At 66.2% G+C, this 25,817-nt stretch carries 25 protein-coding genes; 14 read left to right on the plus strand and 11 right to left on the minus strand.

From position 1 onward, the window contains the following. Window position 1: 1 nt before the first annotated feature. A complete protein-coding gene (locus BRAO375_RS24020; RefSeq protein WP_009030049.1) occupies window positions 2-424 on the minus strand; it encodes a type II toxin-antitoxin system VapC family toxin in 423 nt (140 codons plus the stop codon). Then, window positions 424-678, minus strand: a complete 255-nt coding sequence (locus BRAO375_RS24025) for a type II toxin-antitoxin system Phd/YefM family antitoxin (RefSeq protein WP_009030050.1) — start codon at window positions 676-678, stop codon at window positions 424-426. The genes BRAO375_RS24020 and BRAO375_RS24025 overlap by 1 nt, the downstream gene beginning before the upstream one ends. Window positions 679-1,187: 509 nt before the next feature. Here BRAO375_RS24025 and BRAO375_RS24030 point away from each other — a divergent pair. Continuing rightward, entirely contained in the window at window positions 1,188-2,696 is a 1,509-nt protein-coding gene (locus BRAO375_RS24030) for a bifunctional class I SAM-dependent methyltransferase/glycosyltransferase family 2 protein (protein ID WP_009030051.1), read from the plus strand. A 327-nt stretch (window positions 2,697-3,023) separates the two neighbouring features. Beyond that, complete coding sequence (locus BRAO375_RS24035; RefSeq protein WP_009030052.1) at window positions 3,024-4,613, plus strand: glycosyltransferase family protein; 1,590 nt, start codon at window positions 3,024-3,026, stop codon at window positions 4,611-4,613. Here BRAO375_RS24035 and BRAO375_RS24040 read toward each other — a convergent pair. Genes BRAO375_RS24040 through BRAO375_RS24055 form a run of 4 tightly spaced genes read right to left on the minus strand, consistent with a single transcriptional unit; the run spans window position 4,553 to window position 7,114 of the window. Next, complete coding sequence (locus BRAO375_RS24040) at window positions 4,553-5,083, minus strand: DoxX family protein (protein ID WP_009030053.1); 531 nt, start codon at window positions 5,081-5,083, stop codon at window positions 4,553-4,555. The genes BRAO375_RS24035 and BRAO375_RS24040 overlap by 61 nt on opposite strands. After that, window positions 5,080-5,862, minus strand: coding sequence for an HvfC/BufC N-terminal domain-containing protein (locus tag BRAO375_RS24045; protein WP_009030054.1), 783 nt, complete (start codon window positions 5,860-5,862; stop codon window positions 5,080-5,082). The genes BRAO375_RS24040 and BRAO375_RS24045 overlap by 4 nt, the downstream gene beginning before the upstream one ends. Next, the gene (bufB, locus tag BRAO375_RS24050) at window positions 5,849-6,769 is read right to left on the minus strand and encodes an MNIO family bufferin maturase (RefSeq protein ID WP_009030055.1); all 921 of its coding nucleotides are present in this window, start codon (window positions 6,767-6,769) and stop codon (window positions 5,849-5,851) included. The genes BRAO375_RS24045 and bufB overlap by 14 nt, the downstream gene beginning before the upstream one ends. Before the next feature lie 39 nt (window positions 6,770-6,808). Then, on the minus strand, window positions 6,809-7,114 hold the full coding sequence (locus BRAO375_RS24055) for a BufA1 family periplasmic bufferin-type metallophore (protein ID WP_009030056.1): 306 nt from the start codon (window positions 7,112-7,114) through the stop codon (window positions 6,809-6,811). A 279-nt stretch (window positions 7,115-7,393) separates the two neighbouring features. On the opposite strand from BRAO375_RS24055, the gene BRAO375_RS24060 reads away from it, so the two are divergent. Further along, entirely contained in the window at window positions 7,394-9,487 is a 2,094-nt protein-coding gene (locus tag BRAO375_RS24060; protein WP_009030057.1) for an adenylate/guanylate cyclase domain-containing protein, read from the plus strand. Between the two features lie 9 nt (window positions 9,488-9,496). On the opposite strand, the gene BRAO375_RS24065 is transcribed toward BRAO375_RS24060, so the two are convergent. Further along, window positions 9,497-10,234: a GntR family transcriptional regulator gene (locus BRAO375_RS24065; RefSeq protein WP_009030058.1), complete on the minus strand. Its 738-nt coding sequence runs from the start codon at window positions 10,232-10,234 to the stop codon at window positions 9,497-9,499. A gap of 195 nt (window positions 10,235-10,429) precedes the next feature. Here BRAO375_RS24065 and BRAO375_RS24070 point away from each other — a divergent pair, with 195 nt between their 5' ends. From BRAO375_RS24070 to BRAO375_RS24080, 3 genes are read left to right on the plus strand one after another with little or no spacing between them, the layout of a single operon-like run. Further along, window positions 10,430-11,464 (plus strand): extracellular solute-binding protein, encoded by a 1,035-nt coding sequence (locus BRAO375_RS24070; protein ID WP_009030059.1) that lies wholly within the window; start codon window positions 10,430-10,432, stop codon window positions 11,462-11,464. Next, window positions 11,461-12,540 carry an ABC transporter ATP-binding protein gene (locus tag BRAO375_RS24075; RefSeq protein WP_009030060.1) on the plus strand — a complete coding sequence of 360 codons (1,080 nt, stop codon included), beginning with the start codon at window positions 11,461-11,463 and terminating at the stop codon, window positions 12,538-12,540. Before BRAO375_RS24070 ends, BRAO375_RS24075 begins: the two co-directional genes overlap by 4 nt. Continuing rightward, window positions 12,537-13,403, plus strand: a complete 867-nt coding sequence (locus BRAO375_RS24080) for an ABC transporter permease (RefSeq protein WP_009030061.1) — start codon at window positions 12,537-12,539, stop codon at window positions 13,401-13,403. The genes BRAO375_RS24075 and BRAO375_RS24080 overlap by 4 nt, the downstream gene beginning before the upstream one ends. On the opposite strand, the gene BRAO375_RS38685 is transcribed toward BRAO375_RS24080, so the two are convergent. After that, window positions 13,372-13,704, minus strand: coding sequence for a hypothetical protein (locus BRAO375_RS38685; RefSeq protein ID WP_244423263.1), 333 nt, complete (start codon window positions 13,702-13,704; stop codon window positions 13,372-13,374). The genes BRAO375_RS24080 and BRAO375_RS38685 overlap by 32 nt on opposite strands. 20 nt (window positions 13,705-13,724) lie before the next feature. On the opposite strand from BRAO375_RS38685, the gene BRAO375_RS38690 reads away from it, so the two are divergent. Further along, the gene (locus BRAO375_RS38690; protein WP_009030062.1) at window positions 13,725-14,201 is read left to right on the plus strand and encodes an ABC transporter permease; all 477 of its coding nucleotides are present in this window, start codon (window positions 13,725-13,727) and stop codon (window positions 14,199-14,201) included. Between the two features lie 3 nt (window positions 14,202-14,204). After that, the gene (locus BRAO375_RS24090) at window positions 14,205-15,110 is read left to right on the plus strand and encodes a polysaccharide deacetylase family protein (RefSeq protein ID WP_009030063.1); all 906 of its coding nucleotides are present in this window, start codon (window positions 14,205-14,207) and stop codon (window positions 15,108-15,110) included. A 3-nt stretch (window positions 15,111-15,113) separates the two neighbouring features. Here BRAO375_RS24090 and BRAO375_RS38190 read toward each other — a convergent pair whose 3' ends face one another. Then, window positions 15,114-15,269 (minus strand): hypothetical protein, encoded by a 156-nt coding sequence (locus BRAO375_RS38190; RefSeq protein WP_175345359.1) that lies wholly within the window; start codon window positions 15,267-15,269, stop codon window positions 15,114-15,116. A gap of 45 nt (window positions 15,270-15,314) precedes the next feature. Here BRAO375_RS38190 and BRAO375_RS24095 point away from each other — a divergent pair, with 45 nt between their 5' ends. Continuing rightward, a complete protein-coding gene (locus BRAO375_RS24095; RefSeq protein ID WP_009030064.1) occupies window positions 15,315-16,196 on the plus strand; it encodes an NAD-dependent protein deacetylase in 882 nt (293 codons plus the stop codon). Window positions 16,197-16,341: 145 nt separating this feature from the next. Here the strand turns inward: BRAO375_RS24095 and BRAO375_RS38195 are convergent, their stop codons facing one another. Beyond that, window positions 16,342-16,515 carry a hypothetical protein gene (locus tag BRAO375_RS38195; protein WP_009030065.1) on the minus strand — a complete coding sequence of 58 codons (174 nt, stop codon included), beginning with the start codon at window positions 16,513-16,515 and terminating at the stop codon, window positions 16,342-16,344. Window positions 16,516-16,731: 216 nt separating this feature from the next. On the opposite strand from BRAO375_RS38195, the gene BRAO375_RS24100 reads away from it, so the two are divergent. Then, window positions 16,732-16,980, plus strand: coding sequence for a hypothetical protein (locus BRAO375_RS24100; RefSeq protein ID WP_009030066.1), 249 nt, complete (start codon window positions 16,732-16,734; stop codon window positions 16,978-16,980). Between the two features lie 237 nt (window positions 16,981-17,217). On the opposite strand, the gene BRAO375_RS24105 is transcribed toward BRAO375_RS24100, so the two are convergent. Next, window positions 17,218-18,522, minus strand: coding sequence for a PQQ-dependent sugar dehydrogenase (locus tag BRAO375_RS24105; protein ID WP_009030067.1), 1,305 nt, complete (start codon window positions 18,520-18,522; stop codon window positions 17,218-17,220). A 560-nt stretch (window positions 18,523-19,082) separates the two neighbouring features. On the opposite strand from BRAO375_RS24105, the gene BRAO375_RS24110 reads away from it, so the two are divergent. The 4 genes from BRAO375_RS24110 (at window position 19,083) to BRAO375_RS24125 (ending at window position 25,700) form a co-directional block, all read left to right on the plus strand. Further along, window positions 19,083-21,845, plus strand: coding sequence for a class I SAM-dependent DNA methyltransferase (locus tag BRAO375_RS24110; RefSeq protein WP_009030068.1), 2,763 nt, complete (start codon window positions 19,083-19,085; stop codon window positions 21,843-21,845). A 214-nt stretch (window positions 21,846-22,059) separates the two neighbouring features. After that, on the plus strand, window positions 22,060-22,353 hold the full coding sequence (locus tag BRAO375_RS24115; RefSeq protein WP_009030069.1) for a BrnT family toxin: 294 nt from the start codon (window positions 22,060-22,062) through the stop codon (window positions 22,351-22,353). A 10-nt stretch (window positions 22,354-22,363) separates the two neighbouring features. Further along, the gene (locus BRAO375_RS24120; RefSeq protein WP_009030070.1) at window positions 22,364-24,505 is read left to right on the plus strand and encodes a DEAD/DEAH box helicase; all 2,142 of its coding nucleotides are present in this window, start codon (window positions 22,364-22,366) and stop codon (window positions 24,503-24,505) included. After that, on the plus strand, window positions 24,498-25,700 hold the full coding sequence (locus tag BRAO375_RS24125) for a GIY-YIG nuclease family protein (RefSeq protein ID WP_009030071.1): 1,203 nt from the start codon (window positions 24,498-24,500) through the stop codon (window positions 25,698-25,700). Before BRAO375_RS24120 ends, BRAO375_RS24125 begins: the two co-directional genes overlap by 8 nt. Window positions 25,701-25,817 lie beyond the last annotated feature (117 nt).

The raw sequence follows: 25,817 nt of genomic DNA on the forward strand, positions 1-25,817 counted from the left end.
ATCAGGACGCCTGCTGATCCCAGGGATTCAGGAGAGTGACGCCCATCGATCTGAAATCCTCGACGTTGCGGGTCACGACCGTCAGCCCGTGGACCAGGGCGGTCGCGGCGATCAGAGCATCGCGCTCGGGACGCGGGTCCGGCACGTGCAACGCGGCGCATCGGAGCGCGACCGAAATATCGACAGCCAGAATACGGCCGTCGAATTGCGTCAGGATCTGATTGTCCAGCCATTGACGGAGAATGCTGCCCTGAACGCTGTCCCGGCGCGTGATCCGGAGTAGCCCCAGTTCGATCTCCAAGACAGAGATTGCGGACAGGAAGAAGTATGAGATCGGGGCCGTGCTCGCCCAGTCCCGCACGTTGCGATGAGCCCTGTCCGGCCGTCGCAGCTCAGAAACGACGTTCGTATCAAGCAGGAACATCAATCGAGGTTGGCCGGCTTGATGAGCCCTGATCCCAGCCGCGGCGGCTCGAAATCGAAGTCGGCATCGCGCTGCGCCAGGGCATCGGCAAGGCTGACGTCGCCCTTGCTCAGCCGCATGTAGTCCTCGATCGTCAGCAGGACATGCGCCGGCTGTCCGCGATCGGTGATGAACACCGGACCCTTGGCAGCCGCCTTCTTGGCGCCGCTTGTGTCCTGGTTGAATTCGCGACTGGTGATCGTTGTGACTGTCACGGCATCTCTCGCAGGACGTTCACGAATGTTGTCGATATATAATGTAGATATGTTGCTACTTCAAGCTTCTGGTCGACAGATGCTGTCACCTTGGGCATCGCGATGAGCCATGTCCCGGCGCCCCGATGCTGGCGCCAAGGCGGTGGCGACGTTCGTGCGTCGCGCCGGCGACGGGGCAAACAGGCCGGTCCCCGGAGAGCACGGAGCAGCCGTTAGATCCATCGCGCGGGCATGCCGGTTGGCCGGCTGCACCCGTGGTGACTGCCGCCTGATTTTCGTGTCTAGCAGGCGGGCCATGGGTGAGGCCTTCCCGGCATTCCCCGCGCCCCTCGCATTTGCGAGCGCGACCGAGAAGCAGAAATCGGGCGTATGAGGCGCCGCGTGAGCGATTGTTGCTGCCCGGTTTCCATCTCCGGTGCCCGAGGCGTCCGGCGGACCGCTTCGCGGCCTTGACTCCGCCCAACCCGGCTGGCCTTAGAGGGCCGGGACTCCAACGAGGATGGTATCAGGTGGCGGAAGTGGACGGTCAGGTCCTGCAGGACGCGCATGAGCAGCCGCGGGCTGCCGCAATCAACACGCCCGCGCCGAAGGCATTGTCGCCGCGCAAGACCGCCATTCTCGAACATGCCGATCGCTTTGCCGCGGAGCGCGCGACCTGGCGCGACAAGGCCGCGTTCTTCCATGGCGAAGACGCGTGCTATCTGCGCTTCCTGATCCCGTCGGGCAGCCGCGTGCTCGAGATCGGCTGCGGCCTCGGCGACACGCTGGCCTCGCTGCAGCCGTCCTACGGCGTCGGCATCGACTTCAGCGAGGCCCAGATCGCGCTGGCGCGGGCGCGGCATCCGAACCTCACCTTCGTCGCTGGCGATGCCGAGGATCCGGCGACGCTCGCTGCCGTCACAGGCCCGTTCGACGCGATCCTGGTACTCGACACGATCGGCTCGCTCGACGACTGCCAGCAGTTCATTGAACAGTTGCACCCGCTGTGCACGCGCGAGACCCGGCTCGTGATCGGCTACTTCTCGCATCTCTGGTATCCGCTGCTGAAAGCCGCCGAGGCGATAGGCCTGCGCATGCCGCAGCCGGAGCAGAACGTGCTGTCGCCGGCCGACCTGCGCAACCTGGCTGTTCTCGCCGACTTCGATCCCGTCAAGTCCGAGCAGCGCGTGCTGTCGCCGCTGCGGCTCGCCGGCATCGGCCGCTTCGCCAACCGCTTCCTCAGCGTGCTGCCCGGCCTGCGCGCGCTGTCGCTGCGGCATTACCTCGTCGCGCGGTCGATGCGTTGCGTCGGCGACGACGTCCGCTCGGCCACCGTGGTGATCCCCGCGCGCAACGAGCGCGGCAATATCGAGCCGGCGGTGCAGCGCATCGCGGAGTTCTGCAGGGACATCGAAATCATCTTCATCGAGGGCCACAGCAAGGATGGCACCTATGAGGAGATGGAGCGGGTGCGCGCGGCCTATCCGGACCACGACATCAAGCTGATGCGCCAGCCCGGCAAGGGCAAGGCCGATGCGGTGTTCACCGCGTTCGACGCGGCGCGCGGCGACGTGCTGATGATCCTCGACGCCGACCTCACCATGCCGCCGGAGCAGCTGCCGAAATTCTTCGAGGCGCTGCGGACCGGCAAGGGCGAGTTCATCAACGGCTCGCGCCTGGTCTATCCGATGGACGAGGGCGCGATGCGCTTCCTCAATCTCATCGCCAACAAGACCTTCTCCTATCTGTTCTCCTGGCTGCTCAACCAGCGCTACACGGATACGCTGTGCGGCACCAAGGTGCTCCGCCGCAGCGACTACGTCAGGCTGAAGGCCGGCAAGGCGTATTTCGGCGACTTCGATCCGTTCGGCGATTTCGACCTGATCTTCGGCGCGTCGAAATTGAACCTGAAGACCATCGACCTGCCGATCCGCTACGCCGCCCGCAGCTACGGCGAAACCCAGATCTCCCGCTTCCGCCACGGCTGGATGCTGCTGAAGATGGTCGTGTTCGCGTTCTTCAAGATCAAGGCGATCTGAGGATGCGGGGGCGATGCGGACGCCGCGGCCGAAGGCAGAGGCCTGCGCCTTGCGCGGTATGCGCTCTGGCTTCGATAGCGGCAGCGTCATCGCATGTGACGACATGCGGCCATCACGGTACGTGCGATGCCAATGTGTTGCTCCGTCATGCCCGGGCTTGTCCCGGGCATCCACGCCGTTCCCAGTTCGCAGGACGACGTGGATGGCCGGGACAAGCCCGGCCATGACGACGTGGAGACAGGCGTGCGCAATACGTAGAGCTCGTCATCCGTTCGCCATGCCGAAAGCAGCGCAGGTTGGTGGTCGGATCATTTGCGCGAAACCCGCATGACCGAGGCTGGCGATCGCCTCACCCCGTTCGGCTGGCGTGGCGGCGTCGCGGTTGCGCTGCTGCTGTCGCTCGTCTCGTTCCTCGTCGCCGGCTATTTCACCGTGTATTGGCGTAATGCCGACATGGACTTCATGGTGATCTACAACGCGCTCGCCATGAACGATGGCGGCGCGCAGGTGTTCTTCGATCATCCGGCCTATCTCACCATCCTCTCGGTCAAGACCTGGTTCGCGGGGCTGCATCGCCTCGGCCTGCTCGACGCCTGGACCTTGTCGGCGATCCCGCAAGGCGGCGACCGCGCCGCGTTCGACGCGGCGATGACATCGGCCGTCCATGCCGGCCGTGTCGCCGCGCTGCTCACCGCGACCGCGATCATCCTCGCCTTCGCCTGGGCGGCGCGCCGGCTGGTGAGCGACTGGCGCATCGCCATGCTCGCCGTCGCCGCCTTCGCCTTCTCCGGCGGCGTGCAGATGCATCTGCGCATTCTGCGCAGCGAGATGATCGCGGCGTCGTTCTGCATCCTGGCGCTGATGATCCTGATCGCGGTGGCGCGCCGCGCCAGCCTGTGGCGGCCGGTTGCGGTCGGTGTTGCGGCCATGCTGTGCATGCTCGGCTTGGAGAACAAGGTGCACGCGATCCTGCTCGTCGCCGCGATCCCGGTGCTCGTTCTGCCGTTCGGCACCGCGACCAGCGCGAGCGTGGCGTTCTGGCGGACGTCACGGGCCTGGATGGCCGTTGCCGTCGGGGCCGTAGCTGCGCTGCTCGCCGCCAGCGCGGCGTGGCCGCTGCTCGCCTCCGGCTTCGATCCCGCCAATATCGCGGCGGCCGGCCTGAAGCCGCTGCTGCTCGGCCGCTTCGGCGTCTATCAGCTCGTTCTGCTCGCGGTTATCGCGGCCTGCATGCTCGGCTTCGCGCTGATGTGGCGGGTCAGCGCCGCCGAGACATCCTCAGCTCTGCTCGCGGCCGTGGCCGGCGCTGCACTGGGGATGTTGACGCTCCGGCTGAGATACGACCTCAATGACGTCATCATCGTGCTCAACCCCCTGGAGAAGATGATCACCTATGTCGACGCCCCGCAGGCTGCCGGCAGCCTCGGCGGCGCGATCGGCCTGCTGCTGTCGGGCTTGCTGGGCGTCATCCGGCGCTACACGTTCGTGCTGCAGCCGTCGGCGCGGCCGACGGTGTTCCTGACCTGGCTGATCATTCCCGGCATCGTCCTGGCCTGGCGCCGCGGCGAGCGGCAGGTCGCGCTGCAGGCGGCGCTGCTGATGCTCGCCGCCATCGGCATCGACACGCTCGGCGTTCGCCGCGGCCTCAAGGTCGAGTATTTCGTCTTCACCGACCCGCTGATCATCCTGGCCGGCATGGTGCTGCTCGACCGCCTCGCGAATCTCAAAGCGTCGCGCTTCGCCTATCCGATCGGCGCCACCCTGCTGGTGCTGCATGTCGCCATCGGCCAGGCCGAGCCGGTCAAGATGGCGCTCAAGCGCAAGGGGCCCGAGGACGTCTGCGAGTGGAACGGCTACTATTTGCCGCGGCTGGCGCTGCCCTGGTGCGCGCCGCCGAATACTGTGCCGAGGACGTGATCGACCGAAACCCTGCCGCCGCCATGCGCGATCAAGGCCAGCGCCATCGCCGCCCATGTCAGATGGATCGGCCAGCCATCGGGAACGGTCAGCTCGACGATGCAGGTCATGAACAGCAGGCCGAGCGCCGCGAAGCGGGTGCCGAGACCGAGGATGAGGAGGACCGGAAACGCGACCTCGCCGCAGCCCGACATGAACGCCATCAGCTTCGGCAGCGGAAATGGATACGGCCCGCCCGGCAGATGCAGCATGAACTCGTCGGTGAACAAGGTCACCGCCGTGTCGCTCAGCCTGAGGAAGCCCTCCCATTTCAGGATGCCCGAGCGCCAGAACGGCACCGCGAGCGCCACGCGCGTGACGAACTGGACGAAGGAGAGGGGCGCCGCGGCCTGCAGCAGTCGCACGGCCTTGTCGGTCAAGGCCGGCAGCGACAGCGACGCGCTGGGGGCCATGGATTGGTCGGTCATCATGCGTCCTTGAAACGAATGTCGGTGAAGGCGCCGGCCTCCATCAGGCCGGCGATGTTGGCTGTGAGATCGAACTCCGGTGCCGCCTCGAACGCGGCCTCGGCAGCGGCGCCGAGTGGCTCTCCGGCGATCAGCAGGCCGGCGAAGCCGGCGCCGCCCGGCGGCAGACGGCGCACGGTGACGTCGAGCTCGGGCCGCGTGATCAGCGCGTCCTCGGCGATCGATCCGTCGATCCGCGGCACTGGGGCATCGATCCGGTTGGCCGAGAAGATCGTCACCGCGGCGAAGTCGGAGCTGATGATGCGGGTGGCGGGATGAGCGGTGAAGCGTAACTCCGCGAGCCGCTCCGGCGGCACACGCCCGAGCGCGGCCGGATCGAGCGGGGCCGCGTCGGCGGCGTGATAGGCGTCGAGCCAGGCGCGTTCGATCCGCGCGACATCCGGCAGGAACGGCATTGCCTCGGCGTGCTCGTAGGCCGCGATGAAGGCCGGGAAGTCGCGGCCATACTCGAACAGCAGCCGCGACGCCGGCGGCGTGTCGCGCACATGCGCCCGCGCCATGGCGCGGAAGAAGTCGGGCCCGGTGATGCGCTGCACCGCCGGATAGATCGCGATCAGTGACTCGATCAGGCTCACCGTGACGTTGTTGCGATAGACGTTGAAGCGCCGGCCGGCCGCCTTGCCCCGCGGCCCCGTCACGGCAACGGGCGCTTCGCGGTCAGGGGCCAGCAGCGCCGCGGCGAACTGCGCGGCATAGTCGGACGAGGGCTCAGGCCGCAGCATGGCGGACCTCCTGCGCGCGATCGTCCGCAGGCCGATCCAGGATCGCCTGCGCCGCCGCGGCTTCCGCCTGCAGCACCGGCCACTCCGGAATGTTGCCGTCCCATTCGACCAGCGTCGGCGCCGGGCCGTGACGTGCGATCAGGTCCGAATAAAGCGCCCACACGTCCTCCGCCACCGGGCCATCATGGCTGTCGATCAAGAGTGGCGCGCCATCATCGTCGGCCTGCACCGCATGCCCTGCGAGATGGATCTCGCCGACCGCGCCGAGCGGGAATTCAGTCAGGTAGCGCTGCGGCGAGAAGCCATGATTGACCGCCGAGACGAACACGTTGTTGACGTCGAGCAGCAGTCCGCAGCCGGTGCGGCTGACGATCGCGCGGAGGAAATCCGTCTCGCTCATCGTCGACTCCGGGAAGGCGACGTAGGTCGACGGGTTCTCCAGCAGGATCGGCCGGCGGATCGCGCTCTGCACCTGGTCGATATGCTCGCAGACCCGCGCCAGCGTTGCGGCGGTGTAGGGCAGCGGCAGCAGGTCGTTGAAATAGGTCGTGTCGTGGGTCGACCACGCCAGATGCTCGGAGACGAGGCTCGGCTGATAGCGGGCGACGAGCTTGCGGAAACGCGCGAGGTGGTCGCGGTCGAGCGGCTGCGAGCCGCCGATCGACATGCAGACGCCGTGGATCGACAGCGGGTGATCGCGTCGGATCGCCTCCAGCTGACGATGCGGCGGACCGCCGGCTCCCATGTAGTTCTCGGCATGCACCTCGAAGAAGCCGCGCCGCGGCGCGTCGGCGAGGATCGCCTGGAGATGCGCGGGCTTGAAGCTGGTGCCGGCGACGCCGCCGAGGGGGGGCGGAAAGCGAAGCGGCAGGGTCGGGCACAATGCAGGGGGGGCATCGTGGCGCATGCTGTCTCTCCGCTTTCCGCTTGGGGTGAACGAGATCGATCAGATCGGCTTCAGCGAGCCCTTCTTGCCGCCGGGCACGTCGATGCTGGTGCAGGTGCCGCCGGCAACGAACTTCCAGGCGTTGCCCTGGTAGTCGGTGGTCGAGGTGCCCTGGCAGGTGGTGCCGGGACCGGCGGCGCAGTCGTTCTGGCCCTTCAGCGAGACGCCAAAGCACTTCTCCTTCTTGGCGGCCACGGCGGCATCGACCTCGGCCTTGGTGAGCGGGCCGGCCACGGCGAGGCTGGCGAGCGCGGTGGTGACGGCGCCGGCCAGCGCCAGCGAGGTGACGGTTTTCTTGGCGGACATGACATTCCCTCTCGGTTCTGCATCGCTCGCTCGGCGACGCGCATCTCTCCTTCGCCCGCGACCACGACATGGTTACGTGGCGATTCCGCTCACGAGTCAGTGAGTGGTATTGCGTGCTTCGGAGCTGGTCCCAGTCGAGCGCACGCCGGCCTGTCTCGCCAATGCTTTGCAGGCATCGTCGCCTTAGCCAGCCGGCATTTGCCGTAGCGACAGCCGCGCCGCAGGCTGCGAGGCCGACATTGCCACGTGCGGTGCCAACGGCCCCGAGGTCGACATGAGATGATCGCCAGCCCCAAGCACGCAGCTCGCAACGCGACCACAGGCGATCGGCTGACTGTCAGCATCCGTTTCGCGGTGTCGGCGCTGGTGCTGACGGCCATTCTGCTCACCGCCTTCGCGTCGAGCCTGCTGTGGTGGCGGACGGCCGAGGGGGTCAGCCGCCAGCTCGCCAGCACCATCAACGCGCAGATCGCGAGCGCGGTGCGCAAGGAGGTCTCGGCAATCGTCGGCGAGGCGCGCGCCGCGCACACCGCCATCCGCACGCTGTTCCTGCAGAACGTGCTCGACACCCGCGAGGCCGACAAGCGCGAGTTCGTGTTTCTGTCGCAGCTGCAGTCGCAGGCGACGATCTCCTCGGCAGCGTTCGGCTGGCCCGATGGCTCGTTCTTCGCCGCCCACAAGCTCGGCGACCAGCGGCTGGAGATGATGGAGATTTCGCTGATCGACCATCCCGGCCAGCGCCGCGTGGACGAATACGATGTCGTGCCCGGCGATATCGAGTTCGCCTCGCGCCGCTTCGAGCCGACCAGCTACAAGGTGGCCGAGCAGCCCTGGTTCAAGGAGGGGCTGGCCGCCGACGAGCCGCGCTGGTTCAAGGTCGATATCCATCCCGGCGGCAAGCGGCCGGCGATCGCGCTGGCGGGGCCGATCGATGTCTATCAGGAGCGTCAGGGCGTGCTCGCCATCATCATCGAGCATGCGCGGATCGCGCGCTTCCTCGCCCAGCTGCAGGTCGGCCGTACCGGCAGCGCCTTCATCCTGGAGCACGACGGGGGCGTCGTCGCAGCGCCAGACGAGTCTGCGGACGAGGTCACCATGGGGCAGGGGCGTCAGCCGCTGCTGCCGGTCGCGCAGCAGGCGATCCGGTCGTCGCCTAAAGGCGACGACGCCTGGCGCGGCCGCGTGCAATCTGGCGATGGCGCCTTCGAGATCGCGCGCAATCCGCTGCCGTTTCCCGGCTGGTCGCTGGTGACCGTGATTCCGGAAGCCGAGTTTCTCGGCCCCGTCGACGCCGCGCTGCACCGGGTGATCATCGGTCTCGGCATCGGCGCGGTGATCGCCGCGCTGGTCTCGGCGGCGCTGGCGCGCAGCGTCATCGCGGCGCCACTCGGCCGCGTCGTCGCGGAGCTGCGTCACGTCGAGGCGTTCGCGCTCGAGCAGGTGCGCCGCCATCCGTCGCGGCTGCGCGAGATCGCCAGCCTGTCCGGTGCCATCCACGAGATGGCCGGGGGATTGTCGTCGTTCGGCAAGTTCATTCCCGCCGATCTGGTCCGGCAATTGCTGCGCCAGGGCGTCGATGCCAGGCCCGGCGGCCACGTCCAGGAGCTCAGCGTGATGTTCATCGACATCGCCGGCTTCACCGGACTGTCGGAGCGCATGGGCGATCGCGTCGTGCCGCTGCTGTCGCGCTATCTCGATCTGATCTCGACCGTGATTGTCGACCATGGCGGCACCATCGACAAGTTCATCGGCGATGCCGTGATGGCGTTCTGGGGTGCGCCGTCGGCGCAGCCGGATCATGCCGCGCTGTGCTGCCGCGCCGCGCTGGCCTGCCAGGCGGCGGTCGCCGCCAGCGGCCTGCGCGATGAGGATGGCCGGCCGCTGATGACCCGCATCGGCATCAACTCGGGCCCGATGCTGGTCGGCAATATCGGCTCCGAGCTGCGGCTCAACTACACGGTGATCGGCGATGCGGTGAATGTGGCGAGCCGGCTGGAGGGCGCGAACAAGAGCTACGGGACCGCCATCCTGATCGGCGAGGCCACCGCGCGGCTGGCGGGAGATGCCTTCCTGACCCGCGAGGTTGACCGCATCGCCGTCTATGGCCGTGATGAAGGGCTGGCCGCGCATGAGCTGATCGGGCTGGCAGCGGACGCGACCTCGCGCGATCGCAGCTGGGTCGCGCGCTACGCCCGCGGCCTGCGCGATTATCGCGCGCGCGATTTTGCCGCCGCCATTGCCGCATTCGAAGCCGCGCTGGCGCTCAAGCCCGGTGATCGCGCTGCCGAGCTGATGATCGCGCGCTGCCGGATGCTGATGCAGGCGGAGCCCGATCCGAACTGGCACGCAGTGACGGCGTTGACGACGAAATAGAAGCGATGATCAGGCCGAGCGCAGCTTGCCGCGCAGCGGCCGCCGCCCGGCGAACACGGCGGCGAGATCCTGGGTCGGCGCGGCGCCGTCCTCGTCGAGCCGCAGCCGGCCCTCGACATGCAGGAAATGCTCGCGCGACACCGCGACCGCGCGCAGCAGATCGCGGTCGCGCAGCGCCGCGACGATGGCGCCGTGCTCGTCGACCGCGCAGATCGACTGCGCCGCCGGCTCGTACACCGACACCATCACGGAGGAACGGCTGAGCAGGTCGCCAAGCATACGCGACAATTCGGGATTGCCGAGCGCGTCGACCAGATGGACATGGAAGGCGCCGGACAGCCGGACCGATGCGGCGCGGTCGCCGCGCTGCGCGGCGGCGCGCTCCTCGGCGAGATGGGCATCGAGCCGGGCGAGCAGCACCTCGTCCATCCGCAGCACCAGCTGACTGAGCACGCCGGCCTCGAGCACGCGATGCGCCTCATAGACGCGGCGGACATCCTCCAGCGTCGGCCGCGGCACCCGGGCGCCGCGGTTCGGGATCATCTCCAGCCGCCGCTCGGCGCCGAGCCGGTGCAGCACTTTCCGGATGCGCTCGCGCGACACGCCGAAGATCGAAGCCAGCGGCGTCTCCGCCAGCTTGGTGCCGGCCTTCAGCTTGCCTTCCAGCAGCGCGCGCAGGATCGCCTGATACACCGCCTCGTCCTCGGCGGGATTGGCCTTCCCGATTCGCTGCGGTCGCATCGCCATGCCGACGTAGCTAGGCCCAAAGGCGCGGCAGGTCACCTCCAAAAAATGTGCACATTATGCATCGTGGTGGGCAGAGGTGCGGGCGGAGAGGCCGCTAAGCCATTGAAAAATCGATCTCGGAAAAATGTGCACATTTGGCACGGTGCTTGCTGAACCGTCGGTACACGCCATCGACAGCTCACACGGGATCCGCTCATGCACTCCTTCTCCCGCCGCAGCCTCCTCAAGACCGGTGCGGCCTTCGCCGCCACCTTCGCCGCGCCCGCGCTGGTGCGCGCCGCCCCGAAAGAGATTGTGATCGGCGGCCCCGCCGGCGCCGCGAAGTACTTCAACTCCGACCTGTTCCCGGTGCTGGAGAAGAAGCTCGACTGCAAGGTGCTCTATGAAGGCACCAACTCGCTGACCAATCTGCAGAAGATGCAGGCCGACAAGGCGAGCCCGAAGATCTCGGTCGTGATCATGGACGATCCGGTGATGCTGCCGGCGTCGGCCGAAGGGTTGATCACCAAGATGTCGGCGTCGTCCATTCCCAATCTCGGCAAGCTCGTGGACGGCTCCGTGCACCAGGACGGCATGTGGGCCAACTATCAGAAGCCGTGGGTCGGCATCGCCTACTCGACCAAGCGCATGAAGACGGCGCCGACGAGCTGGGCCGAGCTGTGGGATGCGAAATACGATTCCAAGATCGTCATTCCCTCGCTGTCCAACACCGAGGGTTTCTGGGCCTTGCTCGCCGCCGCGCATCTCGAGACCGGCAAGCCGTTCAAGGAGGCGCAATACGAGATCGACGCCGCCTTCAAGAAGGTGAAGAGCCTGAAGGCCAATCTGCTCAACGTCTATACCAACGCGCCGCAGGCCATCAATCTCTTGGAGCAGGGCGAAGCCTGGATGATCGGCGGCCAGTTCTCGGCCTACACCTTGATCCGCAAGGCGGACGGCTCGCCGGTCGATCTCGCTGTCCCGAAGGACGGCGGCTTCTCGATGCCGTCGGGTATCGCCAAGGTCACCGGCGCGCCGGCCGGCGATCTCGCCGACGCCGTGATCGACTTCTATCTCAGCCCGGAGGCGCAGAGCATCCTGGCCAAGACCGCCTTCATCGCGCCGACCAACCAGGCGACGCCGCTGCCTTCAGGCTATCCTGATCCCGCGACCCTGTTCGCGCCGGACTGGGCGTTCATCGCCAAGAACCGCGCCGGCTGGGTCGATCGCTGGAGCAAGGAAATGACATGAGCGAGGCCGCGCCTCATCTCGTCGTCAGCGGCGTCTCCAAGCGCTATGGTGCGGCGACCGTGCTTGAGCATGTCGACCTCACCATCCTCCGTGGCGAGCTGGTCACGCTGCTCGGCCCGTCCGGCTGCGGCAAGACCACGCTGTTGCGCGCGATCGCGGGGCTGGCGCCGCCCGACACCGGCACGATCCGGCTGGCGGGGCGCGACCTCACCCATGAGCCGCCGCACCGGCGCAATGTCGGCGTCGTGTTCCAGAGCTACGCGCTGTTTCCGCATCTCACCGTTGCCGGCAATGTCGCCTTCGGCCTGAAGGTGCGCGGCACGCCGAAGGCCGAGATCGACCGCGCGGTGGAGCGGGCGCTGGCGCTGGTCAAGCTCGGCCATCTCGGGGGCCGCCGCATCTCGGCGCTGTCGGGCGGCCAGCAGCAGCGCGTGGCGCTGGCGCGCGCGATCGCCGTCGAGCCCGACGTGCTGCTGTTCGACGAGGCGCTGTCGGCGCTCGATCGCAAGCTGCGCGAGGAGATGCAGGTCGAGCTGCGCCGCCTGCTGCAGGAGGTGAAGGCGACCGCGATCTTCGTGACTCATGACCAGGACGAGGCGCTGACGATGTCGGACCGTGTCGCCGTCATGAACAAGGGCCGCATCGAGCAGCTCGCGGAGCCGCGGGAACTATATGCGCGGCCGGCGACCCTGTTCGCGCTGAATTTCGTCGGCCTGTCGACGCGCATCGCCGGGCAGGTCGTGAGCAGCCAGAATGGCATGGTCGACGTGGTGACGCCGGTCGGCCGGCTGTCGGCGCGTGGCGCCTTCCAGCCCGGCGCATCCGTGATCGTGGCGACGCGCCCGGAGCAGCTCCGCCTCGGCGCCGAGCACGGGGCCAATGCGGCCAGCGGCAGGGTCCGCTCGGTCGTGTTCCAGGGCTCGCGCACGCTGGTCGATGTCGACGCCGGCGCGGGCGCCAGCCTGCTCGCCGAGCTGTCGGGCCGTGAGGCCGAGGTGCCGCGCGTGCATGACGAGGTTCGTTTTGCCTGGCCGGCGGCCGAGACCTTCGCCTTTGCCGCTGAGGCCGCGGCATGACCGAGGCTGTGCTGCAAGCGCCCGTCGTCAAGACCGCGCCGGATCGCGAGCGGCTCGCGGCGTTCGGCTTCGTCGCGCCATCGCTGCTGATCATCGGGCTCGTCTTCGTGCTGCCGCTGGCGCTGCTGCTCGGCGTCAGCGTGCTCGATCCCAAAGGGGGCGTCACCGCGGCGCATTACATCCGCCTGCTCGGCACGCCGTATTATCTCGGCGTCATCTGGAATTCGCTTCGGCTCGGCCTGCTGACGACGCTGATCGCCTTCCTGATCTCCTATCCCGCCGCCTTCGCGCTGGCTCGCGCCCGCGGCCCGCTGCGTTCGATTCTGCTCGCGACACTGTTTCTGCCACTCGCCGCTTCCGTCGTCGTCAAGGCCTTCGCCTGGACCATCCTGCTGCGCAGCGACGGCCTCATCAACACCGTGCTGATCGCACTGGGGATCATCGAGGATCCGATCCGGATGATCTTCACCCAGACCGCGCTCATCATCGGCGCCGTCAACATCTTCCTGCCCTTCATGGTGCTGCCGATCTACGCGGTGGTGGCGCAGCTCGACAGTCGTTATGCGGAAGCGGCAGCGACGCTCGGCGCCTCGCCGCTCGTGGTCTTCTTCCGCGTCATCCTGCCGCTGACCCTGCCCGGCATCATCGCCGGCGTGGCGCTGGTGTTCTCGCTCTCGGTGTCGGCCTATGTGGTGCCGACGCTCCTGATCGGCGAGAAATATCCGACGCTCGCGACCATCATCGCCAAGGCCTATCTGCTGGCGCGCGAGCCCGGCTTTGGCGCGGCGGCGGGCGTCGTGCTGCTCGGCATCGCCGTCATCGTCGTCGCGCTCAGCGCGATGCTGTCGCGGGAGCCGACATGATGAGCCGCGCTGCCATTGTCGTCTGCTGGGTGCTTGCGATCGCGCTGGCGCTGTTCCTGCTGCTGCCGCTGGTCGTGATCGCTGCCGCGAGCTTCTCGCCGACGCCGGTGTTCGACCTGCCGCTGTCGGGCGCCTCGCTGCGCTGGTATGGCCGGATCGGCCGGCTCGACGGCTTCTGGCCATCGCTGTCGCTGTCGCTGCAGATCGCGGTGCTGTCGACCGCGCTGTCGCTGGTCGCCGGCACGCTCGCCGCCATCGCGATCGCGCGCGGCAAGCTGCCCGGCGCGACCGCGCTGGGCACGCTTGCTGGTGTCGCCGTTGATGATGCCAGGCCTCGTGCTCGGCATCGCGCTGCTGCAGTACTTCCGCATGTTCGGCTTCACCGCGACCTGGAGCGTGCTGCTGGTGGCGCATCTCGTGGTCACCCTGCCTTACGTCGCGCGCACCATGATCGCCGGCCTGTCGCGCTTCGACTTCACCCTGATCGAGGCCGCGCGCACGCTCGGCTGCACCTACGCCGGCAGCGTGCTCAGGGTGATGGTGCCGGCGCTGGCGCCGTCGTTCCTGATATCAGGCCTGTTCAGCCTGCTGGCCTCGTTCGACAACTACCCGGTCTCGATCTTCCTCACCGATGTCCGCTCCAAGACGCTGCCGATCCGCATGCTGCAATACATCGAGGAGGCGCCCGATCCGACGCTCGCCGCGCTCTCCACCCTCATCCTCTCCGGCACGCTGGCGCTGCTGCTGATCAGCGATCGTCTGGTCGGTCTGCACCGCATGGCGGGAACCGCGGATTGACCCATGAGCTCACAGCCCGTTGCCCGTCGCGATCTCACAGGCTACGCCGGCAAGCCGCCGCACCCGCATTGGCCGAACGCGGCTCGCGTCGCGGTGTCGCTGGTGGTGAATTTCGAGGAGGGTTCGGAATTCTCCGTCTCCGACGGTGACGCCAGCAACGAGGCGATCTACGAGGTCGTGCACCGGCTCGACGGTCCCGATCCGTGCATCGACAGCCATTTCGAATACGGCACGCGCGCCGCGTGGTGGCGGATCATGGACCTGTTCGACGCCCACGGCGTCAAGGTCACGGTCAGCGCCTGCGGCCGCGCGGTCGAGCGCTCGCCGGATCTGGCGCGCGACGCGGTCGCGCGTGGTCATGAGGTGTCGGCGCATGGCTGGCGCTGGCAGAGTCATGCCGGCATGGGCGAGACCGAGGAGCGCCGCGTCATCGCGCGCACGGTGGAGACGATCCGGCGCGTGACCGGGAAGCCGCCGCTCGGCTGGCACACCCGCTCGGCCAGCTCGCCGAATACGCGCCGGCTGCTGATCGAGCAGGGCGGCTTCCTCTACGACAGCGACGCCTACAATGACGATGTGCCCTATTACGTCGATGTCGCCGGCCGGCCGCATCTGGTGCTGCCCTATGCGTTCGACAGCAACGACATGCAGTTCTTCAATGGCTCGCGCTTCCGCGGCGTCGATTTCGCCGACTACGTCATCGACGCCTTCGACTGGCTGGCGCGTGAGGGCGAAACCGCGCCGAAGATGCTGTCGATCGGCCTGCATCTGCGCATGATCGGCCGCCCCGGCCGGATCGGCGCGCTCGACCGCATCCTCGCGCACATCACCGCCAGCGGCGCCGCCTGGATCGCGCCGCGGGCCGACATCGCGCGGCATTGGCTCGTGACGGTGCCGCCGGCGCGCTGAGGCTCAATCGTCCTCGGCCATGTCATCAGGCGTCAGCGGCAGCTCGATGGTGCCGCCTTCGCCGGTGGCGAGGTCGCGCTCATCGTCGATCGGCTCGCCGTCCTGCGCGTCGTCATCGAGCGGCCATGGGCCGCGATCGTGTCCGTTGCGAGGTGTCATGGCTGGTCCTCCCGCTGGATTAAGAGCGAGGGCGCTCAATGGTTCATGCCGTCACCGCAGGGCTGTGACGGACTGGCGCAGGCCGGTTCCTGCGCCTACATCTGCGGAGCCATGGTCGATCCGTCAGCGCTGAAATCCTTCATCGACAGCCACAGCCGCATCGTCGTCCTCACCGGGGCCGGCTGCAGCACCAATTCCGGCATACCCGACTATCGCGACAGCGACGGGCAATGGAAGCGCACGCCGCCGGTGACGTTCCAGGCCTTCATGGGGACCGAGGAGACGCGCCGCCGTTATTGGGCGCGCAGCATGGTCGGCTGGCGGCGCTTCGGCCGCGCCCAGCCGAACGGCGCGCATCACGCGCTGGCGCGGCTGGAGGCCGCAGGCCGCAGCTCGCTGCTGGTGACGCAGAATGTCGACCGGCTGCATCAGGCTGCCGGCGCCAGCAACGTCATCGATCTGCACGGCCGGCTTGATCGGGTGCGCTGCATGGGCTGCGGCGCGACGCTGACACGCGCCGACTTTCAGGACGAGCTGGCCAGCGCCAATCCCGACTGGCTCGCCCATGAGGCCGCCGACGCGCCGGACGGCGATGCCGATCTCGACGGCGTCGACTTTGCCGCCTTCACGGTGCCGGCGTGCCGGGCCTGCGGCGGCATCCTGAAACCTGACGTCGTGTTCTTCGGCGAGACGGTGCCGCGCGATGTGGTCGCGACCGCGCGCGAGCATGTCGACCAGGCCGACGCGATGCTCGTCGTCGGTACCTCGCTGATGGTCTATTCCGGCTTCCGTTTTGTCCGCGCCGCCGCCGACCGCGCCATTCCCATCGCCGCCGTCAATCTCGGCCGCACGCGGGCGGATGACCTGCTGTCGCTGAAGGTGGAAGCGCCATGCGACGAGGCGCTGGCGTTTCTGCTGGAGAGATAGACTCTCCTCGGTAGGCCGTCATGGCCGGGCTTGACCCGGCCGTCCACCATTCCTCGCAAGGAGATGGATGCCCGGGCCTACGCCGCGCCGAAGCGGCTTCGGCCGCGCAGGCGGGTCAAGCCTAGGCATGACGAACGTTGGTGTCTCACCGCGACTGCGGCTCCTCGCGCTGCTCGATGCGGTCCTTGTTGTTGACCTGCTCGCCTTCCGGCTTGCCCACGTCGATCGTCTTGCCGGACTGATTGCCCGGATTGTAGTGATACTGCCCTTCCTGCTTCTCGCCGGGCTGCTTCTGGTTCGGATTGACGTTGTCGGCCATGACGCTCTCCTCGGGACTGTCCTGATGTCCAGGCGACAACAGTCCTGCGCGAGACGGGTTCCGCGGCCGCTCGCCGCAGGCGCTCACGTCGCCGCGCGTCGAGCCCTGGCGTCACGCAACGCTTTGTGCGGATCGTCACGGAAGCCGGGTGTGCCTCGCGTCATGATCTCCCCCATCGGCTGCACAAGGCAGCCTCCAACACCAGGGGATCCGATCATGATGTTCAGCCTTCGCCTTCTCGCTGCCACCGCCATTGTCGCAACCACTGTCCTGCTCGCGTCGGCGCCTGCGACGCCGGCCAAGGCCGGCTGGGAGTGGCTCGGCAACAAGGACTACATCCGCTGCCTGCAGCTGTTCGCGAACGGCGACTTCCTGATGCCGGCGAACGCCACGCCGGCCCAGCGCGCGGCGAAGCACGAAGCCGGCCGCCGCTACTGCAACCGGCAGTATTACGGCCACGACTGAGCCGGTCTAACCAGCAACGGGTTTTCAGTCAGCACTTCTTGCCGCGTCCTTCGAGACGCCCGCCTGCGGCGGGCTCCTCAGGACGAGGGCCGAAGTCGGGACGAGATCTCAACCCTCATGGTGAGGAGCGTCGCACTCGCGACGCGTCTCGAGCCATGAGGCCCCGACGGCATGCGACAACAAGCGATCGCTCCGCACCATTAAGGCCCGAACCGAAATCGCCGCTGCCGCGCCGACTTACGCCCCCGTCACTCGCCAGATGCAGTTGCCGACATCGTCGGCCACCAGCAGCGAGCCGTCCGGGCCGAGCGTGACGCCGACCGGGCGGCCATAGGAGAAGCTCTCGTCGGGCGCCAGGAAGCCGGAGAGGATGTCGCGCGCCGGGCCCGACGGCCTGCCGTTCTCGAACGGAATGAACACCACCTTGTAGCCGGACAGCTTGCTGCGGTTCCACGAGCCGTGCTGGCCGATCACCATGCCGTCCGGGAAGCCGGGCAGCGTGCCCGTCGGCAGCCAGCACAGGCCGAGCGAGGCGGTGTGGCCGCCGAGCGCGTAGTCCGGAGTCAGCGCGGTCGCGACCAGCGCCGGGTTCTGCGGCACGCGGTCGTCAACTGTCTTGCCCCAATAGCAATACGGCCAGCCATAGAAGCCGCCCTCGCGCACCGAGGTCAGATAGTCCGGCGGCGTCTCGTCGCCGAGCCCGTCGCGCTCATTGACCACGGTCCACAGCACCTTCGTATTCGGCTCGAACGCCAGCCCGACCGCATTGCGCAGGCCGGCCGCGAAGATGCGCGACGCGCCGCTGGCGATATCCAGCTCATAGATGCAGGCCCGGCCTTCCTCGACCTCGAACCCCTGCTCGGCGATGTTGCTGAGCGAGCCGACGCCGGCATAGATCTTCGTGCCGTCAGGGCTGACCAGCAGGCTGCGCGTCCAATGGCCGCCCGGCTTGAACGTCGTCAGCCGCTTGCCTTGCGCGCTGATGCGCTCGGCGCCCGCGCTGTAAGGGAAAGCGACGATGCCGTCGGTGTTGCCGACATAGAAGGTGTCGCCGACCAGCGCCATGCCGAATGGCTGGCTGAGATTCTCCATGAACGCATTGCGCCGCTCCGCCGTGCCGTCGCCGTCGGCATCGACCAGCCGCGTGATCCGGTTGGCGCTGACGCCGAGCGCCGCCGCGCGCCGCATCGTCGCCTGCATCGCATAGCCGAACATGTTGCGCACCGGGCTCGGGATCTGCGTCGCCTCCGCGATCAGCACCGACTTGTCCGGCATCACGTAGATCCAGCGCGGATGATCCAGCCCGGTCGCGAACGCGTTCACCTTCAGCCCCGCCGCCGCCACCGGCTTCTCGCCGTTCTTCCAGCCGCGCGCCGTCGGCATCTTGAGCGTCGGCAGCATGCCCTGCGGCTTGGCCGTCGGAATCTGCGGCTGCGCGCCCCAGGCCGGCGCCGGCGTCTCCCCCTGCAACTTGCGCCACTGCAGCGCCGCATTGCCAACCAGCGCGACACCGCGCGCGACGATCGAGGAAAGCGTTGTCATGGGAGTCCTGTCGGGGGTGGGGGAGGCGGAAACCAGTTTTGAGGGACCATCGCGGGACGACGGCTCTGTCGTTATGGTCTACTACGCCCAACGTGACAACTGCGTGCGCCGCGGACGCGACCTGCGGAACCGCGACGGTGCGGCAGACGGCGAACTGTCGCGGGCATGCGCTGCTGCACCACGGCATCAGAAAATGTCCTGATCCTCCGGCGTCTCCCGCTGGTGGGCTTTGCCGCTGCCGAGCTTGGCCGCCACCGCCGCGCGCAGCTCCTCCATGACCGCCTTTCGCCGAGATCTGTCCGGTGCCGCTCTGGGCGGGCGAGAAGCGACCGGCTGCAGCCGCACGATCTAGCGGCCATCCCGCGTGAGAATGATCTCTTCGCCGGCTTCGGCTCGATCGACGAGACCCGGCAATTGGCGGACAGCATCCTTGATCGGAATCTTCATGAGAGCGTCCTCGGACCGGCTGCGATCGTAACGCCAAGTCGGCCTTGGCGCGACGCTCACGTTGCGCGATAACCGCCAGTGAATCGCTGGGATCCGGGAACGCCAGGAACGCCATGAACGCCGTCGAGATCGAGGAGGCCATCTCCGCTTTGGCCGAGCAGCCCTTCGATGCCGCCGAGTTTCCCTATGCCTTCCTGCAGGCGTTCGGCAACAAGGAGGCCACGCTCAAGCGGCTGCGCAAGGGCGAGACCAACAAGTCCGACCTCGGTGGCGTGCTGCAGACCAACAACATCCACATCGCGGTCGCGCCGAAGGGAGACGTAACCGCCACGCTCGCCGCGCTCAAGGCGAGCCCCGCCACCGCACGCGCCAAGGCGAAGTTCGTGCTCGCCACCGACGGCGAGGCGTTCGAAGCGGAAGACCTCGGCAGCGGCGAGACCGTCGCCTGCGCCTACCCGGACTTCCCGAACCATTTCGGTTTCTTCCTGCCGCTCGCGGGCATTACCACCGTCAAGCAGATCCGCGACAACGCCTTCGACATCCGCGCCACCGGCCGCCTCAACCGGCTCTATGTCGAGTTGCTCAAGACCAATCCGGACTGGGGCACGGACGAGCGCCGCCACGACATGAACCATTTCATGGCGCGGCTGATCTTCTGCTTCTTCGCCGAGAGCACCGATATCTTCCACGGCGACGATCTGTTCACCGCGACCATCGCGCAGATGAGCGACGCCACCAACGCCCATGAGGTGATCGGCGCGATCTTCCGCGCCATGAATATCAAGACCGCGGAGCGCGCCGAGGCAAAGCTGCCGCGCTGGGCCGACGCCTTCCCTTACGTCAATGGCGGACTGTTTTCCGGCAACCTCGACGTCCCCCGTTTTAGCCGCATCGCCCGCTCCTATCTGCTGCACATCGGCGGTCTCGACTGGAAGCAGATCAATCCGGACATCTTCGGCTCGATGATCCAGGCGGTCGCCGAGGATGAGGAGCGCGGCGCGCTCGGCATGCACTACACCAGCGTGCCGAACATCCTGAAGGTGCTCAACCCGCTGTTCCTCGACGATCTCCGGGAGAAGCTGGAAGAGGCCGGCGACAACACCCGCAAGCTGCTCAATTTGCGCAACCGCATGGCGCGCATCCGCGTCTTCGATCCCGCCTGCGGCTCGGGTAATTTCCTCGTCATTGCCTACAAGGAGATGCGGAAGATCGAAGCGGAGATCAATCAGCGGCGCGGCGAGTCGGAGCGGAAGACCGAGATCCCGCTGACCAATTTTCGCGGCATCGAGCTGCGCGATTTTCCGGCGGAAATCGCCCGCTTGGCGCTGATCATCGCGGAGTATCAGTGCGATGTGATGTATCGGGGGCAGAAGGAGGCACTTAAGGATTTTCTGCCTTTGGAGGATGACAACTGGATCACTTGCGGGAACGCGCTGCGTCTGAATTGGCTGGCCATTTGCCCGCCAAGTGGATCGAGCGTGAAGTACCACGCAGACGATCTTTTGCATTCGCCGCTGGATCAAGCCCAAATTGATTTCGAGAACCAAGGCGGCGAGACTTACGTTTGCGGAAACCCCCCCTACGTTGGAGACAAATTTCAAACGAGAGAACAGAAATCGGATCTGCAATCGTTTAAGTCTGGAAAGCAGGATGTCCGCGCTATCGATTACATTGTCGGGTGGTTCTGGAAAGCCTCTGAATACATAAAGGGTGGAGGCGCTTTTGCGTTCGTCTCGACCAACTCGATCTGTCAAGGCGTTCAAGTTCCACTCGTTTGGCCTCGAATACTGGGCGCCGGGCAATCCATATTCTTTGCCCATGATAACTTCCATTGGGGAAACAACGCAGCGAGAAATGCCCAAGTTACTTGCGTGATCATAGGGGTGACCACGCGCCGAGATGTTGCTAAGCAAATTTTTGATGGTGATACCCGTAAGGTGGTAGGCAACATCAACCCGTACTTGGCGGCTGGTGAAAATGTAATCGTCAAAAAGGCTTCAGCGCCGATCTCGAATACGGCTACCATGTTCGGCGGGAACATTCCGAGAGATCAAGGATACCTGCTGCTTAGCCCGGAAGAGAAAGGTCACCTCTTGCGGTCATTCCCGCAGGTTGAGCCGCTCATTCGACCTATCTTAGGTTCAAGCGAGTTTATCAACGGTTCGCTACGTTACTGTCTTTGGATCTCTGATCACCAAGCTGAACTTGCCTACTCGATTCCTCCGATTGCGGAGAGGCTTTCTTATGTCCGAGAGTATCGTCTGCATGGTAGCGAGAGAGGGAGGGCAGGGCTCGAAACGCCCTACAAGTTTGAGAGAACGATTATCGGTGAGGAGAACACCATAATCATCCCTAGCGTATCGTCTGAGCGTCGCCAATATTTGCCGTGCGGCCTGTTAGGTGCAGATGTCAGAATATCCAACCTTGCGCTTGCGATCTACGATGCGCCTCTCTGGAATTTGGCGTTGATTGCATCTCGTATGCATATAGTTTGGATAGGGACGATTTGCGGAAAGCTTGAAACTCGTTACCGCTATTCGAATACTCTCGGATGGAATACGTTCCCGCTTCCGCCGCTGACTGAGAAGAACAAGGCAGATCTCGTTCGTTGTGCCGAGGATATCCTGCTGACGCGCGAAGCCCACTTCCCCGCGACCATCGCCGACCTCTACGACCCCGACAAAATGCCTGACGACCTCCGTGCCGCGCACGAGCGCAACGACGAGGTGCTGGAGCGCATCTATATCGGCCGGCGCTTTCGCAATGACACCGAGCGGCTGGAGAAGCTGTTCGAGATGTACACGAAGATGACCGCCGAGCAGGCGGCGAAGGAAGGCAAGAAGCGGCCGGGCCGCAGGTCGAAAGCCGAGGCGTGAGCAGCGTGCCGTCGTCATTGCGAGCGAAGCGAAGCAATCAAGGAGCGGCAAGTAAAGGACTGGATTGCTTCGCTTCGCTCGCAATGACGAACTAGGGAGCGTCGAGGCTTGCTACTCTCCGACTTGTCAAGGATGCCCTTCATCTTCAATCGCCCGCTGGACTCCGGCCGAAGAGAACATATAATGAACACAGAAGTCGCGGGTGGGGCAGCCGATGGACGGGTTCGAATGGGACCCCGAGAAGAACGCGTCGAATGTGCGCAAGCACGGCCTGTCGTTCGAGGAGGCGGCGTCGATCTTCCATGGGCCGGTGCTGACCGGGCCGGATGCGTCGGGCTACCCGTTCGGGGAGGTCAGGGAGAAGAGCTTCGGCCTGCTCGGCGGGGTGGTCGTCGTCTGCGTCGTCCACACCGAGCGCAACGGACTTATTCGCATCATCAGCGCCCGCAAGGCGACGTCCAGCGAAAGAAAGCATTTCGATGCCTATCTCAAAAAAGCGCTTAGCTGAGCTGACCGCCATGCCGGACAGCCAGATCGATACGTCGGACATTCCGGAAGCCGGCGAGAGCTTCTTCCAGTCGGCCAGGCTTCGGCAGCCGCAACAGGCGCAGCCGCGCCACGTGCCGTCGGTGTCCGTCTCCTATGCCCGCACCGGCCGCTCGACCAAGGCCAATGCGCTGGGCATGCGGCCGATGCAGGAGCTGGCCTATGAGAAGCGCGGCGAGCAATATCTGCTGATCAAGTCGCCCCCGGCCTCCGGCAAGAGCCGCGCGCTGATGTTCATCGCGCTCGACAAGCTGCACAATCAGGGTGTGAAGCAGGCTATCATCGTCGTGCCCGAGCGCTCGATCGGCGCCAGCTTCAACGACGAGCCGCTGAGCCAATACGGCTTCTGGGCCGATTGGCACGTCGAGCCAAAGTGGAATCTCTGCAATGCGCCGGGCGCCGACAATGGCGGCAAGGTGAAGTCGGTCGCGGCGTTCCTGGAGAGCGATGACAAGGTGCTGGTCTGCACCCACGCCACCTTCCGCTTCGCCGTCGACCAATACGGCGTCGAGGCGTTCGACGGAAGGTTGATCGCGGTCGACGAGTTTCACCACGTCTCCGCCAATCCCGACAACAAGCTCGGCCTGCATCTCGGCCAGTTCATCGCCCGCGACAAGGTGCATCTGGTCGCCATGACCGGCTCCTATTTCCGCGGCGACGCCGAGGCCGTGCTGGCGCCGCAGGACGAGGCGAAGTTCCAGACCGTCACCTATACGTATTACGAGCAGCTCAACGGCTATGAGCATCTGAAGCAGCTCGACATCGGCTATTTCTTCTACGAGAAGTCCTATGCCGACGACATCCTGAAGGTGCTGGACCCCGCAGAAAAGACGATCGTCCACATTCCCTCGGTCAATTCGCGCGAAAGCACCAAGGACAAGATCAAGGAAGTCGAGCACATCATCGGCGCACTCGGCGAGTGGGAGGGCTCCGATCCCGCGACCGGCTTCCAGCTCGTGAAGACACCGTCCGGCCGCGTGCTGCGGATCGCCGATCTGGTGGAGGACGATCCGGCGAAGCGCGACCGTGTGTCGGCGGCGCTGAAGGACCCCGCGCAGAAGACCAACCGCGACTTCGTCGACATCATCATAGCGCTTGGCATGGCGAAGGAAGGTTTCGACTGGATCTGGTGCGAGCACGCGCTGACCATCGGCTACCGCGCCAGCCTGACCGAGGTCGTGCAGATCATCGGCCGCGCCACCCGTGACGCGCCCGGCAAGACCCGCGCCCGCTTCACCAATCTGATCGCCGAGCCGGATGCCTCTCAAGAGCTCGTCAATGAGGCCGTCAACGACACCTTGAAGGCGATCGCCGCGAGCTTGCTGATGGAACAGGTGCTGGCGCCGCGCTTCGAGTTCAAGCCGAAGAACCCAAGCAATGAGGCGGCGCCGGGCTATCAGTACGGCGAGGCCGGCTACGATCCCACCAAGTGCAACGTCGGCTTCAACGAGGAGACCGGAAAATTCCAGATCGAGATCAAGGGTCTCGTGACGCCGAAGAGCCCGGAGGCGCAGCGCATCTGCCAGCAGGATCTGAACGAGGTCGTCGCCGCCTTCGTGCAGGACAAGCCGTCGATCGAACGCGGCCTGTTCGATTCCGAGCTGGTGCCGGAGGAGCTGACGCAGCTTCGCCTCGGCAAGATCATCAAGGACAAATATCCCGAGCTGGATGACGAGGACCAGGAGGCGGTGCGCCAGCACGCCATCGCCGCGCTCAACCTGACGCAGAAGGCCAAGGAGATCGCGGTAGGTGGCGCCGGCGGCGGAGAGGCGAGCCCGAACACGGCGTTCGTCGACGGTGTCCGCCGCTTTGCCATGGACGTGCGCGAGCTGGACATCGACATGATCGACCGCATCAATCCGTTCGGCGAGGCCTATGCGATCCTGTCCAAGGCGATGACCGAGGACAGCCTGCGCCGGATCAAGGAGATCATCGAGGCCAAGCGCGTCACCATGTCCATGGAGGAGGCACGCGAGCTGGCGCGGCGGGCGGTCCGGTTCAAGCAGGAGCGCGGCCGGCTGCCCTTGATCACCTCGGCGGACGCGTGGGAAAAGCGCATGGCCGAAGGCGTGGCGTTCCTGGCGCGCATGAAGGCGGAGGCTGCGCGTGGTTGATTTCACCGATGAGGACGATGCCCTGCTCGCCGAGTTGGGCGTCGAGGTCGAGACGAAACAGGAAGGCGGCCGGACCGCGCGCGAGGAGCGCATCATCGCCGGCTTCGAGGAGATCCAGCGTTTCGTCACCGAGCATGGCCGCGTCCCCCAGCATGGCGAGGGCCGCGACATCTTCGAGCGCATCTATGCCGTGAGGCTCGACCGCCTGCGCGACCAGGAGGACTGCCGCAGCCTGCTGGCGCCGATGGATCATCAGGGGCTGCTCGCCGGCGCCGGCGCCGCGCCGTCCGGCTTCGCCGAGGAGATGGACGACGACGCGCTGCTGGCCGAGCTCGGCGTCGAGGCGCCGGCCGACGACCTCACCGAGCTGCGCCACGTCCGCTCCGCCGCCGACAAGCGCGCCGCCGAGGAGATCGCGAACCGGAGCAGATGCGAGGATTTCGAGCGCTTCAAGCCGCTGTTCGACCAGGTGCAAAACGAGATCCGCTCCGGCCTGCGCGCCACGCGGCCGATCGTCAAGGATACCGGCTTCCTCAAGGCCGAGATCAAGGCGGGACAGTTCTTCATCCTCGGTGGCCAACTGGCCTATGTCGCCGCCGTCGGCGAGCCCTTCAAGGCGCCGAACGGCGAGACCGATTCCCGGCTGCGCGTGATCTATTCCAATGCCACCGAGAGCGATCTGCTGCTGCGTTCGCTGCAGCGCGCGCTCTACAAGGACGAGGCGGGTCGTCGGGTCACCGAGCCGAATGCCGGACCCCTGTTCGCGGACAGGACCGAGGACGGCGACGAGGCGAGCGGCACCGTCTATGTGCTGCGCAGCAAGTCCGATCATCCCGACGTCGCGGCGCACCGCGAGGTGCTGCACAAGATCGGCGTTACCGGTAACGACGTCGCCACGCGCATCGCCAATGCCAGGCTCGATCCGACCTTCCTGATGGCCGACGTCGAGATCGTCGCCACCTACGAGCTGTTCAACATCAACCGCACCCGGCTCGAAAACATCATCCACCGCGTCTTCGCGCCCGCCCGGCTCGACATCACCATCAACGACCGCATGGGCCACCCGATCGTCCCGCGCGAATGGTTCCTGGTGCCGCTGTTCGTGATCGACGACGTCGTCGAGCGGATCAAGGACGGCACCATCACCGGCTACGTCTACGATCCCAAGACCGCCGCGCTGACGCGGGCGGCGTGAAGGTTCAACGGGCCTTGCGTCTGGATCGGCTCTCGGCTTGCTGGCAAAATTCTTCTTGCTTATTTTCCGAAATCATGTTCTATTCCCCGACATCCCGTCCTCATGCAGAGGGGCGTG

This window comes from Bradyrhizobium sp. ORS 375 (genome assembly GCF_000239775.1).
GTDB lineage: Bacteria > Pseudomonadota > Alphaproteobacteria > Rhizobiales > Xanthobacteraceae > Bradyrhizobium.